Here is an 18,059-nt window from a genome sequence, read left to right as displayed (position 1 = left end):
CTTGCTTGATTGGCTTTCTGATTTTACAGACTAAAAAAGGACAGACGCTGATAACTTTTCAGCACTGTCCTTCCTTTATTTTATAGTAACTGTGGATTATTTCCACAAATCGAATGGATACAGTCCCTGATCCTTATATTCTTTCAGGCACTGGACGACATACGGTTTATCCTCTTTATAGGTAACGCCGAACCAGCGGTCGTTGGAGGTCAGCACCTTAACTGTGCAGGCCTTTTGTTCCAGCAGCGTTCCGATTGCCGTCGGAATGACGTGTTCGCACTTCATCGGATTTTCAACGATACCCTTACGGATGAATTCCTCAAAAATCGGCTCGCACTGTTCAAAGATTTTCGGCGTAAAGCCCCAGAAATTCATCGAAACGACAGAACCCTTCGCAATCGGTTCCCAGGTCTTGCCATCGTCGTTGGTCAGCTTCGCGCGGTCGCCGTCCTTCGCGATCTTCGGGCATTCCACAATCTTCTGCAAGAAGCCGTTTTCATCCCGTTCGCAGATCGCCCGGGAAACGGTGCCGTGGTCTGTCAGCGTATTTTCCAGCACATAACCGACCATGCCGTATTCGCCGTCTTTGACTTCGTTGGATAAGAAGTTGTAGATGACGCGGAAGGCGTCCTTGCCATAATAATCATCGGCGTTGATGATCGCAAACGGAGCGTCCAGGTTGCGGCAGGCCAGCAGCGCATGGGTTGTTCCCCATGGTTTTTCACGGCCTTCCGGCACCGTGATTCCCTCCGGCACGTCGTTGAGATCCTGATAAGCGAACTCGACTTCCATATGTCTGGATACTTTATCGGTCAGATTCTTACGGAAGGCTTCCTCATGTTCCTTGCGGATGATCAGCACGACCTTGTCAAATCCGGCTTCATGCGCGTCGTAAATCGAGAAGTCAATGATCGGTTCACCATTGCTGCCGAGAGCGTCTATCTGCTTCAGCCCGCCGTAGCGGCTGCCCATACCGGCTGCCAGAATGACTAAAACTGGTTTTTTCATCTTATTTCTAATCTCCTTTTCCATTCTTTTTTATTAAATTCATTATATCATGGTTTTTCAGGTTTAGGACAGCGAGTTGTCCGCGGCTTGAAATCCCTTTCTTCCCCTCGGTCTGAACTTGCTTTGGCGGATTCACGGCCCGATTTAATTTTTACTATCGGCCGCCGGCCTGAATCGGTTCCTTGAGGAAACCGATCGGATGGATTGTCTGATCTTGCTTCGGGTTAAAACTGGTCAGCGGCTTGTCGAGCAGCAGGCTGCAGCGCTGGATCTTTTCAAAGCCAAACCGGCGGCGGATCCCGTCGACTGTCTTTTCCAGCTGCAATAACGACTGACGGTGCTGCTCGTCGACGAACAAATCCAGCTGTTCCCCGGTCTGATCCAGACATAAATCAAATACGCTGATCCCGATGCTGCGCAGCGGCAGCGCATTCTGCCAGGCTTGGCGTAAAAGAATTTCCGCGTCCTCCAGAATTTCTTCCGCCAGCTGGGTCGGACGGGCACGCTTGCGCTGCTGGCTCCAGCGGAATAAATGAATATCCCGCAGGCTCAAAGCGATACCCTTGCCTTTCAAGCCCTGATCGCGCAGCCGGGAAGCGACGGACTCCGCCAACACCCGCAGCACCAGCCGCGCTTCCCCATGCGTATGCAGATCATGAACCGCCGTGACGCTGTTGCCCACGGATTTGACCGGAATCGCCTCGCTGGCCAGTGCGACTTCGCTGATATCCTCGCCTAACGCGAACCAATGCAGCATCTCCCCAACCTTACCGAAATAGCGGCGCATGAACAGCCGGTCGCGGCCTGCCAGATCGCTGATCGTCGTAATCCCCCAGGCTTCCAGCTTCTTCTGTGTTGCTGCGCCGACATAAAACAGCTCCCGCACTGACAGCGGATAGATTTTCTCTTGGAAATTAGCCCGGGTAATTGTCACAAACCCGCTGGGCTTAACGAAATCCGAAGCCATTTTAGCGAAGATCTTGTTGAACGACAGACCAATTGAAATCGTTAATCCCAGTTCCGCATAGACCCGCTGCTGGATTGTTCGGGCAATCTGTGAAGCGGGGCCGAACAACCGCTGCGACTGCGTCAGATCCAGCCAGGCTTCATCCAGCCCGTATTCCTCAACCCGGTCGGTATATTCCCGATAAATTGCCTTGACCTGATCCGTAATCCACTGATAACGGCGGTAATCCGGGGGCAGGATCAGCAGCTGGGGACACTTGATCCGCGCTTCGTCTAAGGTTTCCCCGGTCTGAATTTTGTATTTCTTGGCATGCAGATTCTTGGCGAGGATGATCCCGTGCCGTTCTTCCTGACTGCCGCCGACCGCCATCGGCCGTTGCTTCAGCTCGGGATTCAGCATCTCCTCAATCTGCGCGTAACAATGGTTAATATCGCAGTGAACGATCGCTCGTTCCATTCTCATCACCTCTGCCTTGAATTTTACAAGAATAAAATTCAAGTAATGTTCTTGACATTGTTCAAGGCAAGTGATATGTCCGCCTTTCCAGTTTCTGGTGATTCGTGAAACAAAAGAAAATCCCGGTGAAATGGAAGTCATTTCCGGGACTTATTCAATTCCCAGCAAAATTTGTTTAGGATTGAATTTCATAATCATTCCAGCTGTAAAAATCAAACTCAGGAAAATGATCGCAAATTCACAGCCCACTGTACCCAAAATCACATTAAGCTCGACTTTCATTTGAAATTCATCAAGGACCTCCTGCGGATTCATTTGAGTAAAATAATGATTTCCTTGACTGAATTCATATTCTGTAACAAATTCCTGTTCATCCACAACGGATAAATCCAAAACCTTTTGCCCCAAGGATGGAAGAATAACAAAAGACAAGCTTAAAGCAATCATCAGTCCCATCAACATCTCCATCAACAATTCACAATAAAACTGAATGATTACTGAAAGGCGGCGAGTACCGACAGCCAATAAAGAGCCTATTTCAATTTGACGTTTTTTAACGAATAGCGCGGTAACAGTCGTTAAAATAAGCACCGCGTTGACCATGACTATATAAAGCAGTGTCTTTGCAAAGAAAGAAATTACATTGAAAGGTTGCTTAATCCGATCAAGGACTTCGCTATTTGTATTCAATTTATAAACAGGGTATACAAAATTTTCCGCTATCTGTTCAAATTCACTCATGGAATCAACGTTCTTCAATAAAATCACAGGATTTTCATGAGTTACCATGAAATCTTCTTTTTTCCCGGCTTCCACATCATCCCCCATGGCTAAAATGGATGCATAGTCGACAGTTCTGACTATTTCCTCCAAAGTCGATCCTGGAACTAAGATTTGATTGTCAGCTCTTTTTCCACCGTTTATGACAGTATCCTTTTCTTTATTTTCATAAATTCCAATAATTTCAAACGTCGTTCTGCAATCTTCTGGTCTCAGGTAAGTCGCACTGAAATCCTCGGCATCACACCACTCAATATCTATCGTGTCTCCCAGCATCAGTTGATTTTCTTGCGCCAGTCCTTGCTCAATCACGGCTACCCTTGCAAAATTTTGCACTTCTTCTTCATTATAAAAACGACCTTCTTTAATTTCAAAGGAATCCTTATGAAATTCAATCATATCAGGTTTCCCATTTCCAATTACCTGTACATTTCTTTTAGTCTGAGATATACCGCTTTCTTCGGAAGGAACACTTTTAAAATTCAAACTTGTTCCCACATATGAAACAAGATAATTGCTGGCTAGGATCAACTCATTTTTTAACAATAAGGCTAAACTTGTTTTAGCTTCTCTTTGTTGTTGGAATCGATCTTCATTCTGCAATTTTCGCAAATAATCGGTATTTATTTCCAAAACAATGATCGGGTTCATTTTGCTTTTTGCATTTTGAATGGCCTGAGAACCAGCAGTTTGCATACTGAATCCGATGAATATAAGAAAACTGATTAAAGCGAATAACAAGCTAATCAATACAGATCGCGAAGGCACTCGGACAACAGCACGCAACGCTCTTGAAAACACGCCCATCTTTTTCCCTCCTTCTCAGGTTAAAATTTTCTTTGGTTTCATTGTTAAAACTTTAGAGCTTATTAAGCATAAGCTCATCAGCAGAATACCACATTCGCAGATCAAACAAGTGACGATTTCTTTCTCTGTTAATTGAACTCGAAATTGATCTAAAATCTTTTCCGAACTGACTTCACTAAAATATTTTTCTGACTCTGAATACGAAATATCTTTATCAGCGTCGAGAAATCCTGTTTGTTTCTGAACAATGGTCAACGTTAAAAGCTGATCGTTCAATGGTTTTACGATACATAACGCCGCTATTCCCGCCATGCAGGCCCCTATGAGCATTTCTAAAACCATTTCAACAAAAAATTGGATTATAATTTTATATCGTGGAATGCCAACGGACAAAAAAATACCCATCTCTTTTTTTCGATCCTGAATCTGAAGTGCGGTTAATATCATAATAAGAAGAATTCCGTTACCCACAACTACTGCTAAAATGATAAGCGCAAAATACCGGATCACATTTAGTGGTTTCCCATATTTTTCATATAGAGCGTTATTGCTTTCTAATGTATAAATTCCATCGCCGGCCTCACTGTACTCTTTAATAAAGGGTTCCAGATGTTCTGGGCTATCTAACATTAAAATGATTTCTGAATTGTATTGATCTGCTTCCTCCCAACAAATAGGCTCAGAATTTTCATGTTCACTGAGAATTATTTCTGTTCTGTTAGCATAAGCCGTACAAATCTCTGCCAAAGTTGTCCCTGGGACTAAAATCGTATTTTCTTGAAGCTCTTGATCATAAATGACTTGTCTTGTTTCACTAAACTGAGGATTGTTGTTGTACAATGGCGATAAACTCCAATCACTTTCCACGAATTATAAAAATATTCAAAGTCAGGTTTTTCATCATCTGACGAACTTATAAAACTTTGTGTAACGATCTTATCTCCAACCTTTATTCCATTAGCTTCTGCTAATTTCTCATCAATGACGCAAACATAATCATGATATCTTAATTCTTCCTCATTATAAAACCGCCCCTCGGTCAAATCATAAGATCCATTATGAAATTCAATTAAATCCGACGTTCTGTTTCCCGACAAAGAAACATTCATTTCATAGTAGAGAGAAGTTGAACCAATATTATCTTCCATCACGGTATAGCTATCAAAATCAACACTTTTCTGGTTCATCACAACACTTTGATTCCAAGCCACAACATGTTCATCCTGAATAATCATTTCTAATTTTTCAGAAATCATTAAATTATTATTTCGAATATCAAGATATGAATTTTTATCCAATGAGGGTTTTACAATCACGATCGGATTCATCTCTGATTTTGCCAGTGCAACTGCGTTTTCACTGGCATATAAAACGCTGATGCCAACCAAAATTAAAAAACTTATAACAAAGAATATAAAGCTTATTAACAATGTTCGACTTTTAACTCGGCACATTGATTTCAAAGCTCTGCTAAAAAAATTCATAAATTGCTCCTTAAAGTATCATTGAGTTTAAAATGAATATCAAAAGTGTCAATGATACAGGCTGTGCCAACTAAAAATGATAAACATTTCAACTGTTGATTTGGCAAATTCTTCATTTCACATTCTTCACGAACTTCATTCATTAATTCAATGAGTTTTCCATAATTTCCTTTATATTTCAAGACATACAGCAAATCAAATTTTATTATTAAATAATGATCGCAAAACTCCAGTTCTTTTTCGTAGCTGATAATTTCTTTTAAGCTCTGCAAATAATTCATCGAATGACAAAAACAAAGATGCAGCAATAAAACATTCAAAGGACTTGGAACAACGTTTCTCATCATTTGATACCATTTATATTTACTGTCTGAAAGCTTTTCTTTATTGAGACTGATGTGAATCAAATCCAAGTAACATTGCTTTAATTGATTATAATAGAAAGAAGAAGTTTTAAATAAAGCATGAACACGATCTAAAATCATTTCCGCTTCCGATAAATCTAAAGTTTCGAAATAATGCAGGCATTGCTGATTTAAGTCCGGCAGCACTTTGTCTAACCTAGCATTTTCTTGGAACGAATATCCCAGCCGCTGAATCAACTCGTGATAAATGACATCATCTTTTATAATTTGTCCAGTTTCGATCCGATGAAGGGTTGATACAGAACAGATTTGTTTCTGATCTGCATCATTGATCAATTCTTTTTGCGACAATCCCTGGCTTTCCCGTTCTATCTTTATGAAAAGTCCAAGCGTCCGCTTATTATCGTCGCTGATCGAGGTAAATCCCGCAATTTTCATTGTCAAAGCCCTCCTTATGAGATTATTTTATCATAGAATCCGAAGTGGAATTTAACATCTTTAACCGCACAAGGAACACTGTACCTTCCTTGCTTGTCGCTTCGACTTCAATCATTCCGCGGTGCGCTTCGACAATTTCCCGGGCAATTGCCAAGCCCAGACCACTCCCCTGCGATCGGTTGCCGGTATAAAAAGCATCGAATAACTGCGGCAGTTCTTCCGGATCGATCCCTTCTCCGGTATCCTGAATCCGGATTTCTATTTGATCCCCCCTGATCGAGCAGACACAGTCGATCTGCCCGCCTCCAGGCGTATGCGCGAGAGCGTTGCGCAGCAGATTATCAAACACCCGCTGCAGCCGCAGATCATCCGCCCACACCCAAACAGCTTGCTTCGGCAAAATCAGATTCATCCGGATCTGTTTCTGCCGGGCGCTGACCTGATGGGCTTCCGTCAGATGTGTCAGCAAGTCGTTCAAACATACCTCGTCAAAGACGAATGCCAGCTCATGATTTTCCAGCTTGACGCTTAAAAACAAATCGTCGCTCAGACCTTCCAGCACCTCTAAGCGCTGGCGCATCGTCGACAAGTTCCGCTGCTGTCCCTCATCCTTCGCCTCCATCTGCTGAAGACAGCCTTTTAGAACAAAGATCGGGGAGCGCACATCATGCAGCACCTTCATGATCATCCGCTGCTTCTGCGCCTGTTCCTTCTGCAGCTGCTGCGTCCTTTCATCCACAAGACGATCCAGATTCGTGTTCATCTGTTCCAGTTCCCGGTTCAGCGATTCTGATTCATCAAATTTTGCGGCAAATTTACGATTGATCACCAATGCCGCCATCATCATAAAGAACAAAAAGCCAAACTGCGGCAGCATGTAGACGATCATCAGCTCGCCCGCCTGCATCGCCCCGCGGTTATAGATTAAATAATAAAAGAAAAGTATGCTTTCCCACACTGCATATCCGCATACCAGCGGAAAGGTTCCCGGAAGATGGCGTTGATCAGCGCGGACAAACAGAATCAGAAGGGGAATCACAGCCAGAATCCGAATCAACGTTTCCACCCCTTCCGGGGTGATATATTGAAGCAGCATCAACATAACAAAACCTGCCGTCAGAATACGCGGCGTAAACACTACCTGCAGCCGCGCGGGAATCGCCGGCTTCAGCAGCATCATGATGATCAGCAGCTGGCACAAGGTCGTCATCAAAAAGATTCCCGGCATGATCAAAGAACACTGCGCATAACTCAATGGAAACAAGGGGAAAGCAGACAAAACGAGCACCCGCAGCAGCGAAACCAGCGAAGCCGCAGCCAACAACAGCAGATATGTTTCTTCCTTTTTCTTTTGGAACAACGTCAGCGAGGACATCATCAGCAGCAAATAAAAGCCGGCATAAAACATCGTGATGCCGAAGGCGACATGCGAAGCGGAAAGCGCCGCCTGCGGCCCTGCCAGCAGCATACCCGGCGGGGAATAGGGCTGCGATGTCGACACCGCGTCGTTGCGCTGCAGCTCGCTGGGAGCCAGCGAAAGGGTCAGCGTACCCTCTGCCTGCGGCAGTCTGACAAATTGAATCCGCTGATAAGGATCCTGACTCGAGGAAAGATAGATTAACTGATCGTTAACCCAGACCTGAACCGGTCCCGCATTATCCAGAATCAAGGTCAACGGCTGCACCGCTGCCGGCACTTTCAGCGTGATCGAACAGCGCTGCTGATCCGCACTCATTCCGCTGACAAGCCGCATTGGCCGGGTTTCAATCGAAATCGGAATTTCATCCTGTTCCGCCAGAGCCGCGGTGTTATGGTTGATGTGCAGAAAAAGCCCCAGCGGCAGCAGCAGTAAGGCGAAAAACAACACAAGTACCCTAAATCGTTTGAACATCCGGCATCGCTCCTTTATAATGAGTTCAGGTGATCATCATGGATCGTGTATTGATCGTAGAGGACGATAAAGAAATCGCCCGCATCATCCGTTATTATCTCAGCCAGGACAACCTGTACGAAGTCGTCAGCGCCGCCAGTGCTGAGGAAGCGCTGTTTTTAGCGCGCGACGCCTACGATATTATTCTGCTGGACGTCGGACTTCCGGATCAGAGCGGGATCGACCTCTGCGCGCAGCTGCGGCAATGGCACGACTGCCCGATCCTGTTTATCAGCTGCCTGGATGACAGTAACACTATTATATCAGCTTTGCAGCAGGGCGGGGATGATTACATCGTCAAGCCGTTTGACAACGAGATTCTCCACGCCCGGATTCAGGCAAATCTGCGCCGCTGGCGGAATGACCGCCAACAAAAGAAGACCGTCAACGAGCTGCGCTGCGCTTCGTTCACGCTCAACGCTCAAACCCACGAGCTGACGAAAACAGATGGAACGTGCTATCCGTTAGTCCCGATGGAATTTAAGATTCTGGCGTTTCTGATGCAGCATGCCGGACAGTGCTATAAAGCCAGCGAGCTTTACAATCATATCTGGGGCAAATCCAGCTATGGCGATCACCGGACCGTTGTCGTTCACATTCACAATCTGCGCAAGAAGATCGAGCAGGATCCCGCTGATCCGCAGCTGCTGCAAAGCGTGTGGGGGAAGGGTTATTGCTTTATCGACGAAAATCCGCAGGCGCTTTGACTGCGCGGGATAACTTCACGCGGCAATTCAAAAAAGGCAAACGCGGGGGTTGACGTGACATACATCGCCTATTATTATTTTCATTGCAACAGCCGGCAAGCATTGCGAACTTCGCCGAGAGTCGCAGTAAAACCAGATCTTTACAATTTATCAAACCAGGAGGAACACCATGGAAAAGTCAGAAATTCTTCAACAATGGATCGAAGCGGCAATTCCCGATCCGTTTTTATTTCAGCAGCGGCGCGCGGTCTACACGCATCTATTGGGAACCGCTCATTTCGCAGCGATGTTAGCGATGAAACGAAGCGTAGACAGCGAAGCGGCGGAACTGGCAGGGTTGCTTCATGATATTTCAACCTATATTACCGGCGAGCATGAGGATCACGCCCGCAAAGGCGCGGCGCTCACCTTACGGATTTTAAGCGATCTGCAGCTGGGCACACCTCAGCAGCAGGAAGAGATCGCATTGGCTGTTCAGCGCCACAGCGACAAGGAACACATCCAGACGCCCCTGGACGAAGTGCTGAAAGACGCGGATGTGCTCGATCATGTGTTCAATTATAAGATGCTAATCCGGCGGGAAATCCCCCGCCTGCATGCGTTAGAGCAGGAGCTGGGTCTCACCTTTCCGTTCTGGGATCAGCTGCAGGAAAAGCACGAAGACGCATAAAAACAGTCTGCCTTGCTGGAAACTGATAAAAAAATACAAAAAGTTAAAAAATGGGAATGTTTCGAAAACGGCTTCCTATTTTTTTGGTTAAATTCGCATAAAAATCGGTGATTAGATTCATTTATTTGCCTGAATATAGAAACGTTGCAGAAGTATGAGAAAATATAATTTTCAAACTCTTAAAAAGATCCTGCTTTTTCGGCAGCCTCCGCAAAATCTTCCATTTTTTATTTCTGAATTTTCACAGATAAACGATGCGCTACGCATTCATGTTCATGATCAGACTGCGCTTGTCTCTGCAATGAAAGCAAAATCCGGCAAGCAACTTCCAAAGCACTTGTTTTTCTTCCTGAACTTTGATCTTGTGCTGCTCAAATCATCCAGACCTCAGCGCATACTTAAAAAGGCAAGAGAGAATCTTTTAATCCCTGTCCGCAGTTAAAACCTGATTAACCTGATTGATCAAATTCAACAGTTTTTTATAAAGCCAATATTTCTCGATGGAAAGATGCAGAACTGCCGTTCATAATCCTTCAGCGGCGATGATCAATCAAGGCGTCGAGTTTTTCCACTGCCGGTTTCAGTCCTCAGGGCTTCATCACTTGTCAGATAAAATCAAAGAGACCTTCATCATCAAGGAAATAAATCCTTCTTCCTCACTTACTTTTCCAAGACTTTCATAACATATACAGGTTTTGATCAGAAATCCAATTTACTTCTTTTCCCAAAGCTTTTACCAGTAATCTCAAATGACAAGTGCTTGCCATTTGGCCATAAAAAAGAGCACCGCCAGATCCTTGACCCGTTGTGATCTTTTTTTCCTATCTCCGTTTTTCTCTTCCGTTATCTGAAGTTCTTTCTGATTCTTCCAAGAAGGTTGAAAAGTTCCTCGCTGTGAGCTCTGCCAGAATCCGATGAAGATGCTTTTCGACCGCCTCGGCCGCATTCTGCGCCAGCGCTTTTTCCAGCGAGGTTTCACGATAGGCGATCCAGGTAAACCAGAAGGCCGAATTCAGTGAATAAAGCAGTTCCGCCGCAATGCGCTCCTTTTCCGTCAGCGGCCTGACCTTGCAATAAGCGCGGACATAGCTTTGAAAGCAAGCTTCAGCCGACGCTTGATCTGCCGCTTCATATTCGCGGCAGATCAATAACCCCTCCAGAATCATATCGGAAACCAAGACTGCTTCCCCAGCTATATTATAATCAAATATAATTAAATCTCCCTCTGCCGTACACCCCAGATTGCCAAGGGATAAATCGCCCTGACACGCAGCGTGAGGCAACGAATCCCACACGAAATCCAACGCCGCTTCCGTGCGGATTCTCTCCCGGACGATCTGCCGGACAAGGTTAATCCAGCAATCCAGCCTTCCCTGCTGAATCCATTGTGAAAACAGCGGCAGAGTATTGACTTCATTCCGTCCCATCGGTTCAAAGATTGTCGAATAGGGCAGATGCAGCTCCATAGCCAGCGCTGTTTTGTGCATCTGCGCTGTCAGTGCACCAATTTTCGCAGCGAGAGAAAGACTGATTTTTTTCAAAGCCGGACCGGCGTCTTCCTCCAGCGTAATCAAGTAGCCCTCATCCTTAAGGCAATATCCGGATTTTGTTTTCAGATAGCGGATTGTCCGCACGCCGCCTTGACGAAGCGCTTCGCAGAAGCCACAGCGAGCTTCAATCTGATCCGGAGTCACCTGCGCTTCCTGTGTGATTTTCATAATTCGGGTCTTTCCTTCTGCCCAGTTCAGCCGCAGAATTCGTTTTTGCTTCCAGGCTGCCGGATCACATTCGTCGATCGCCAATAAAATCTCCTGCCGCAGCGGCTGCGCCTGAATCGCAAAAGCAGAAAGCCAGCGGGCTCTCCGTTCTTGGATCGCCTGATCCAGCGCTTCATCGGCCCAGGGCATAAACTGCCTTCCAATTCTTCCTTGGATGCCGCCCTTCATCCGCAATTTCATAAAATGAAATCGCCAGCGACCGGGCTAACTCGCGGTCTCCGGCTGAATCCCCGATTAAAATTGACTGCTTCAAATCGATCTCCGGATATTTTTCCAGCGCCTGTTCAATCATCCCTGGTTTCGGCTTGCAGCAGCGGCAGCCAGCATCGCGGCGGTGCGGGCAGAAGAAAATATCCTGCAGATGAATCCCCTGCTGCGCTAATCGCCAAACTAAGCGGTCGGTGAAATTCTGATAATCGGCGAATGTGATGATTCCTTCGTCAATCAGATATTGGTTGGTGATCATGATCAAAGCATATCCCTGATCCTGTAAAAAGCGCAGTCCCTCCATTGCCCCGTCGATCAGCTCCGGCTCCGTTTTGCCTTTCCATTCCGCGTCCGGGTAGTCCCGGTTGATCGTCCCGTCACGATCTAAAAACGCTGTTTTCATTCCTTCATTCCCCTTTATTTTGCGCTTTCCTCCTCTTTGCGCGACGATCGCCATCCGCTTTGATTGTTCTCAGGCTCACCTTGAATACCGCTTTTTAACCGGCTTGAATTATAACGCAGTGTTAAAATCAATCCGCTTTCCAATCAATCGCGACGCAATGCCACGTTTCCTTCTCAAACATCAAGCCCTGATAGGCTTCCATGATCTGATCCGGTTTGATCACATGGCTGATCAGCTTCTCCGCGTCAAAAACACCGTTTAAAATCAACCGCTGAACCGTCTCAAAATCCCGCAGCACATTCCGCCGCAAACCATCAGTTACCGGGAATGGATTCAGCTCATTGAACGCTCCCTTGACATTCAGCATTTTCATGTGGATCGCATTGAGCACCGGCGTGATATCGCAGGTATAGGAAGCCCGCGGCGAACCTAACAGAATCACCTGTCCATGCTTCGCCGAGCCGAGAACGGCGTTGACGATCGCCCCGGAAATTCCGCTCGCGTCCACGCTGATATCGCTGCCTCGGCCCTGCGTCAGCTGCCTGATCTGTTCGACCTGTTCCTGCGGGGAACAGCTGAACACTTCCTCTAATCCCAAGGCGCGGGCTTCCTCACAGCGGGAAGCCACCGGATCCAGCGCTAAAACACGAAGTCCAGCCTGCTTCAGAAGCAGTGCGGTCAAAATACCGATCGTTCCCAATCCGTACACCGCAGCGGTATCGGTCAGCTTTCCCTCGCACGCCGTGATCACATTCATCGCAATCAGCCCCAGCGGAATGATACAGGCCTGTTTGTCGCTCAGCCGATCGTCGATCTTCATAATTTTATCACCCTGCGTCGTTCCGACATGGGAAAAGCGGTTGACCGAAGCATGCGGACCAGAATAGAAAACCCGGTCGCCGACATTCAGCGACGTCAGGCCCTGCCCCTTCGCCAAAACGGTTCCGATCGCCGAATATCCCGGATACACCGGATAACTGAACCCCTGTTTGATCGCATAGACCCGCGACAGCTCTGTTCCCGCGCTGATTAAGGACATTGACGTTTCAATAACGGCTTCGTTGGTTTTAAGCTCGGCAGCGTCAAACTGGAAATCCTCACATTGGCATTCAGCCTGAGCATTGCCCGTCAGGACGATTGATTTTCTCTGCATTAAAACTCCCTCCATTCTTTCTCTTTCTGGAATTATTATACCATAACGTTCTGCCGATCTCGCAGCGAATGTCCGTTGACTTTCATCTCCCTGCTTCTTATAATGAAATTAACGAAAGGGAAAAGGAAAAACCATCATGAGAATTCGATAGTCCCCTGAAAATCAAATCATTCGGCACCGGCTGTTTTCGCCATGCCTGAGCGGACCATCGAATTCTTTTTTCATGCGCTTCCAGTTCCAGTTTTACGGGTCATCCCCACTTTAATTTCAGATCATTCTCATAAATTTGATTCCTATTTTTCGTTTTGCCTGAACCCACGCTTTATTGTTTGGGGCCGTGCGATTCATTTTTATCGATTTCATTCTGATATTAGGAGAATTCCCGTGTGGACAGAAGTCTGAATCGCGCTTCTGATCCATGGATCATGAGCTACAAGCCAAAGCTTACATGATTCGCGGTGTATCGGATGGCGCTTCCTTTCATTTCTGTATTTTTCATCAGGCCGCTTTTTAAAATTCATTGGGATCCGATTTCATCGTTACAGGCGATTCTTGGATAGAGAAAAAATCGAATCAGGGGAAGGTTTTTTCAACGATGTCCGCTCCTTTGAAAAAGAGGAGGAAATCTTATGTTGCTTTGTTCAGTCGCTCATCTCGTCCAGCGTTTTCGCGGCGAAATTCTATTCCAACTCGATCAGTTTGAGATTCATACCGGCGATAAAATTGGATTGATCGGCGCAAATGGCTGCGGAAAAACAACATTGCTCAAGCTCTTGGCCCGGGAATGCGAACCCGATCAGGGCGTGATCATCAATCCTGTACCAATCCGTTTCTTTCATCAGCAGCCGCTGCCTGAGGAAATCACGCCTTCCCTGTCCCGGATGAGTCAGGGCCAGCAAACCGCGGCCCGGCTGCAAGCTTTTTTTACACGTCCCACCGCTCTGGCGTTTCTGGATGAACCGACTACCCATCTGGATTTGCCCAGCCGGCAGACGTTCGAAGCTCAGCTGGCAACGCTGGACAGTTTCATTCTGGTCAGTCATGATCAACAGCTGGATTTATTAAATCCTGACGAAACGATCCTGCAGAACGCGCTGCGGCTCAGTGTTCAGAAAGAAGAAGTGATCCGCACCGTTTTAAGCCGGATGTTATTTCCGCAGGATACTTTAAACAAAAAAGCGGCCGTTCTCAGCAGTGGCGAGCGGGTCCGGCTGGCCCTGGTCTGCCTGTTTTGTTCGGCATGCAACATGTTAATTCTGGACGAACCGACGCATTACCTCGATCTGCCCTCGATTCAGGCACTGACTCAGCTGCTTCAGACGGCGGGACAATGTGTGATTCTTATTTCTCATGATCCGGCTCTCATTCGTCAAACCTGCACACAGCTGCTGCGCTTTGAAAATCAGAAGCTGATCTCCCTGGCGGTGGAGGATTGGTCAACGACCCGAACTTCGAAGCCGCCTTTGGAAAAAACAATCCTGCAGATGCGGCTGATTTCTCTGGAAGAAGCGCTGCGCCAGCAACCGGAGAATCCAGCATTGCAGGATCAGCGGGACGCCTTGATTGTTCAGCTGCGGCAATTCATCTGATTAAAACGCATGAAGTCCATAAAAAAGCACGGAAATCGCGGTGACCCGGAGGCCATCTTGAAATCCGTGCTTTTCTTGGTTATCCATCGTTTCTGATTGAATCAGAAGCAAATTGACTCTTTCCCGTTAAATTGGATTATACATTCGCACATGTAACTTTTAATGATCCCGGAATAGTTATCTGTCGTTTTCTGTCCATCTTTGCGACCTGCTCAAGTCTCGTTATTTTAATAACCCTTGATCGATCAGGAACTGCCGCGCAACATCGTCGGGATTCTTTTCTTCAATGTCAACCTGATAGCTCAAATCAGTCATCGATTCATTCGTAAAGATATTATCCAACAAGTGCAGTGTCGCTTCCAGATCCGGTGCAATCGCTTTTACACGCTCGAACAAATCTTCCTGCACAACGATGACGCCGTTATATTCCGGGAAGAAATGCTGATCATCTTCCAGAATCTGCAGCTGAACTTTTTTATTCCGGCCATCGGTGGCATACGCGACGGTAACATCCGCATTGCCGCTTTCCATTGTCGAATATTTAAGGCTCAGATCAACCGGCCGCGTGTTTTTAAACGTCAGGCCGTAAAAAGTAGTAAACGGATCAAATTTCATTGTGCCTTCATCGTCAAAAAATTCATGTTCTGCGCTGAAGACCAATTCCGGAGCGACGGCAACCAGATCGGTAATTGTTTTTAGATTGTACTTGGATTGAATTTCTTTCGGAACTGCGACGGCATAGGTATTGTCCAGCCCCAGCTTATTCACCATGACAAGTTTATCCTGTTCCTGAAACAACTCGTTTGTATAATCAAACAAGGTGGAACCGGCCGGCACTTCCGACGGATCCCGGTGCAGGAATGTCGTCAGCACCGTGCCGTCATAGCTCATATACACGTCATAGACCCGTTTTTTCATTTCATTGTAAGCGTTGACCGCGGTCATCTCCTCGCCGATACTGACGGTCAGATCCGTACGGTCCTCCACCAACATCTTGATCATTCGATGCACCAGCTTCTGTTCCGTAACGCGGCCGTCGACAATCTTGATTACATTTTCTTTTTTGGAACTGCAGCCCGGGATCAGCAGCAGGCAGAGCGTCAACAATAAGGCTAGTCCTTTTTTCATCATCTTCCCTTCCTTTCTTATCGGGTTCTTGCATAAAGCCGTTTCTCAATGAAGCCCATCAGCGTGTCGAAGAAGACCGCCATGATCATCAGTGAAACGGTTCCGAACAAAATCAGTTTCATATTCATATTGGCCATGCCGCGGTAGATCACTGTCCCCAGACCGCCGCCGCCGACAAAGGTTCCGAAAACCGCCGCGCTGATCTGATTGATCACCGCGATGCGGATCCCGGTAAAGATGACCGGGAAGGCGATCGGCAGTTCTACATGAATCAGCTGATACAGCTTGCCCATCCCCATCCCTTTGGCCGCTTCCTTCACCGCCGGATCGATGCCGGACAATCCGGTATACGTGTTGCGAACGACCGGAAGCAGGGAATAGAGGAACAACCCGACGACGACCGTCAGCTTATTGCCGCCTAAGAAAATCATAATGATGCCTAACAGCGCCAACGACGGAATCGTCTGCAGCACATCCGTGATTTTAAAGATCACGACTTTGAAGGTCTTGTTAAAATAAGCCAAAATTCCGCACGGCAGGCCAAACACCAAGGTCAGGCAGATGGCCGCCACAACGACGCTGAGATGATCCACAATGACATTTATACTCATCCGCGCTTCCCTCCTAACCCTCGCGGCGTCAGCCGTTTTTGAATCCAATCCACCAACGCGCCCAGACTCAGCGCCAGAATTGCCGCCGGAATGGCGCCTGTCAAAATCAGCATGTTGTTATTGGTTCCTACGCCCCGGTAGATAAAATCACCCAGGCCGCCCAAACCGATCATCGCGGCCAGCACCGCCCAGCTGACAGTATAAATCGTTGACAGCCGAAGCCCGACAAAGATATTCGGCATTGCCAGCGGCAATTCAATCTTGATCAAAATCTGCAGCGGCGACATCCCGCAGCCGCGGGCGGCTTCTTTCACTTTTTCATCGACGTTCAGCAGACCGACATAGGTGTTCTTCAGAATCGGAAAGACCGCGTAAATTGTCAGCGCGATCAAGACCGTCGCCGGTACCATCCCTACATAAAGGAACAAAATACCGACGAAGACAATTCCCGGGATCGTCTGGAATACGGACAGAACTGGCAGAATATAACCTGAAATCTTAGGAACCCGGCTCAGCAGGACACCGAGAATTACGGCGATCACAAAGCCGAGCGCAACCGGAATCAAAACGTAATAGAGATGTGTGATTATGGCTTGAATCAGATCCGCGCCATACCGGTTCGCCCATTCCATCATCCCTGATCACCCCAAACTACACTCGCCAGCGCTTTTGACATGCTCGTCTTGGTGATGATACCTTTCACTACATTTTCATTATCGACGACCAGAACATACGGCAAATTGGTTTTTGTCAGCCAGTCAAAGGCCTTGCGGGCTTCATCCTGCAGATGAACCGTCGGATAGTCCGTACGCATAACCTTGCCAACAGATTCGCCGGCGACGCCTTCGCTTTTCAGCATGTCAATCGTGACGACGCCTTTGAAGTGATGGGATTCGTCGGTAATGACAAGAGAATCAACTTCGCGGTGGCTCATCATTTCAATACATTCCAATGTCTTGCGGTTTTCAGTTGTCGTGTAGACACGCTTTTTCATCAAGCTTTCGCAGGTCATATCTTCTCCCTGGCTGCGGTAAGCCGCGCTGTGTTTGCCCATGAAATTCCGGACAATTTCATTGGCCGGGTGCCGCAGCATTTCTTCAGGAGCGGCATCCTGCTGGATCACGCCTTTATCCATGAAAATGATCCGGTCGCCCATTTTAATCGCTTCATCCATATCGTGAGTAACAAAGATAATTGTGATGCCCAAACTTTTCTGCAGCGCTTTAACTTCATCCTGCAGCGTATCGCGGGTGATCGGATCCAAGGCTCCAAACGGTTCATCCATCAGGATTACCGGTGGTTTTGCCGCAAGAGCCCGAAGTACGCCGATTCGCTGCTGCTGACCACCGCTGAGCTCATTGGGATATTTCTTGGCATTTTCTTCATAAGGCATGTGCACCAGCTCAAGCAATTCGTGAGTCCGCTGGCTCATCTCCTCTTTTGACCATTTCAGCAGTTTAGGAACAACGCAAATATTTTCTTCTACAGTCATGTTGGGAAACAAACCGATTTGTTGAATGACATATCCGATATTCCGCCGCAGCTTTTCACCGTTCAGTTCATGTATGCTAGATCGGA

General features: G+C 47.0%; 18 protein-coding genes. 4 read left to right on the top strand and 14 right to left on the bottom strand.

The features are described 5' to 3' along the window. Nucleotides 1-96: 96 nt before the first annotated feature. The 7 genes from AC5OW4_RS05575 to AC5OW4_RS05545 form a co-directional block, all read right to left on the bottom strand. Nucleotides 97-1,008, bottom strand: coding sequence for a nucleotidyltransferase family protein (locus AC5OW4_RS05575; protein WP_072684743.1), 912 nt, complete (start codon nt 1,006-1,008; stop codon nt 97-99). Nucleotides 1,009-1,162: 154 nt separating this feature from the next. After that, nucleotides 1,163-2,431: a DNA polymerase IV gene (gene dinB, locus AC5OW4_RS05570; protein ID WP_229100738.1), complete on the bottom strand. Its 1,269-nt coding sequence runs from the start codon at nt 2,429-2,431 to the stop codon at nt 1,163-1,165. A gap of 150 nt (nt 2,432-2,581) precedes the next feature. Then, the gene (locus AC5OW4_RS05565) at nt 2,582-4,018 is read right to left on the bottom strand and encodes an ABC transporter permease (RefSeq protein WP_195548246.1); all 1,437 of its coding nucleotides are present in this window, start codon (nt 4,016-4,018) and stop codon (nt 2,582-2,584) included. 15 nt (nt 4,019-4,033) lie between these two features. Then, nucleotides 4,034-4,858 carry an FtsX-like permease family protein gene (locus AC5OW4_RS05560; protein WP_195548245.1) on the bottom strand — a complete coding sequence of 275 codons (825 nt, stop codon included), beginning with the start codon at nt 4,856-4,858 and terminating at the stop codon, nt 4,034-4,036. Continuing rightward, nucleotides 4,780-5,502, bottom strand: a complete 723-nt coding sequence (locus AC5OW4_RS05555; protein WP_195548244.1) for an ABC transporter permease — start codon at nt 5,500-5,502, stop codon at nt 4,780-4,782. The genes AC5OW4_RS05560 and AC5OW4_RS05555 overlap by 79 nt, the downstream gene beginning before the upstream one ends. Further along, nucleotides 5,499-6,305, bottom strand: coding sequence for a helix-turn-helix domain-containing protein (locus tag AC5OW4_RS05550; RefSeq protein WP_195548243.1), 807 nt, complete (start codon nt 6,303-6,305; stop codon nt 5,499-5,501). Before AC5OW4_RS05550 ends, AC5OW4_RS05555 begins: the two co-directional genes overlap by 4 nt. A gap of 22 nt (nt 6,306-6,327) precedes the next feature. Continuing rightward, the gene (locus AC5OW4_RS05545) at nt 6,328-8,196 is read right to left on the bottom strand and encodes a sensor histidine kinase (RefSeq protein WP_195548242.1); all 1,869 of its coding nucleotides are present in this window, start codon (nt 8,194-8,196) and stop codon (nt 6,328-6,330) included. Between the two features lie 38 nt (nt 8,197-8,234). Here AC5OW4_RS05545 and AC5OW4_RS05540 point away from each other — a divergent pair, with 38 nt between their 5' ends. The 3 genes from AC5OW4_RS05540 (at nt 8,235) to AC5OW4_RS05530 (ending at nt 10,054) form a co-directional block, all read left to right on the top strand. Further along, complete coding sequence (locus AC5OW4_RS05540) at nt 8,235-8,942, top strand: response regulator transcription factor (protein WP_493676746.1); 708 nt, start codon at nt 8,235-8,237, stop codon at nt 8,940-8,942. Between the two features lie 169 nt (nt 8,943-9,111). Then, a complete protein-coding gene (locus tag AC5OW4_RS05535) occupies nt 9,112-9,612 on the top strand; it encodes an HD domain-containing protein (RefSeq protein ID WP_072684734.1) in 501 nt (166 codons plus the stop codon). A 154-nt stretch (nt 9,613-9,766) separates the two neighbouring features. Then, nucleotides 9,767-10,054, top strand: coding sequence for a hypothetical protein (locus AC5OW4_RS05530; protein ID WP_072684733.1), 288 nt, complete (start codon nt 9,767-9,769; stop codon nt 10,052-10,054). Nucleotides 10,055-10,433: 379 nt separating this feature from the next. Here the strand turns inward: AC5OW4_RS05530 and AC5OW4_RS05525 are convergent, their stop codons facing one another. The 3 genes from AC5OW4_RS05525 to AC5OW4_RS05515 form a co-directional block, all read right to left on the bottom strand. After that, nucleotides 10,434-11,519 carry an aminoglycoside phosphotransferase/kinase family protein gene (locus tag AC5OW4_RS05525; RefSeq protein ID WP_072684732.1) on the bottom strand — a complete coding sequence of 362 codons (1,086 nt, stop codon included), beginning with the start codon at nt 11,517-11,519 and terminating at the stop codon, nt 10,434-10,436. Continuing rightward, entirely contained in the window at nt 11,503-12,054 is a 552-nt protein-coding gene (locus AC5OW4_RS05520) for a D-glycero-alpha-D-manno-heptose-1,7-bisphosphate 7-phosphatase (protein WP_083538550.1), read from the bottom strand. The genes AC5OW4_RS05525 and AC5OW4_RS05520 overlap by 17 nt, the downstream gene beginning before the upstream one ends. 73 nt (nt 12,055-12,127) lie before the next feature. Next, nucleotides 12,128-13,153, bottom strand: coding sequence for a zinc-dependent alcohol dehydrogenase (locus tag AC5OW4_RS05515; protein WP_159432800.1), 1,026 nt, complete (start codon nt 13,151-13,153; stop codon nt 12,128-12,130). 629 nt (nt 13,154-13,782) lie between these two features. Here AC5OW4_RS05515 and AC5OW4_RS05510 point away from each other — a divergent pair. Then, the gene (locus AC5OW4_RS05510; RefSeq protein WP_072684729.1) at nt 13,783-14,742 is read left to right on the top strand and encodes an ATP-binding cassette domain-containing protein; all 960 of its coding nucleotides are present in this window, start codon (nt 13,783-13,785) and stop codon (nt 14,740-14,742) included. A gap of 222 nt (nt 14,743-14,964) precedes the next feature. Here AC5OW4_RS05510 and AC5OW4_RS05505 read toward each other — a convergent pair whose 3' ends face one another. The 4 genes from AC5OW4_RS05505 to AC5OW4_RS05490 all read right to left on the bottom strand — a co-directional run. Beyond that, nucleotides 14,965-15,870: a glycine betaine ABC transporter substrate-binding protein gene (locus AC5OW4_RS05505; protein WP_229100737.1), complete on the bottom strand. Its 906-nt coding sequence runs from the start codon at nt 15,868-15,870 to the stop codon at nt 14,965-14,967. A 17-nt stretch (nt 15,871-15,887) separates the two neighbouring features. After that, nucleotides 15,888-16,481 carry an ABC transporter permease gene (locus tag AC5OW4_RS05500; protein ID WP_006060978.1) on the bottom strand — a complete coding sequence of 198 codons (594 nt, stop codon included), beginning with the start codon at nt 16,479-16,481 and terminating at the stop codon, nt 15,888-15,890. Further along, nucleotides 16,478-17,116 carry an ABC transporter permease gene (locus AC5OW4_RS05495; RefSeq protein WP_006060979.1) on the bottom strand — a complete coding sequence of 213 codons (639 nt, stop codon included), beginning with the start codon at nt 17,114-17,116 and terminating at the stop codon, nt 16,478-16,480. Before AC5OW4_RS05495 ends, AC5OW4_RS05500 begins: the two co-directional genes overlap by 4 nt. Further along, on the bottom strand, nt 17,113-18,059 hold a 947-nt coding region (locus tag AC5OW4_RS05490), incomplete at its 5' end, for an ATP-binding cassette domain-containing protein (protein WP_493676745.1). The genes AC5OW4_RS05490 and AC5OW4_RS05495, both read right to left, overlap by 4 nt.

This window comes from Holdemania sp. (assembly GCF_986127675.1).
Note: the sequence above shows the minus strand (reverse complement) of the source record. Positions and strands in the feature narration are given on the sequence as shown.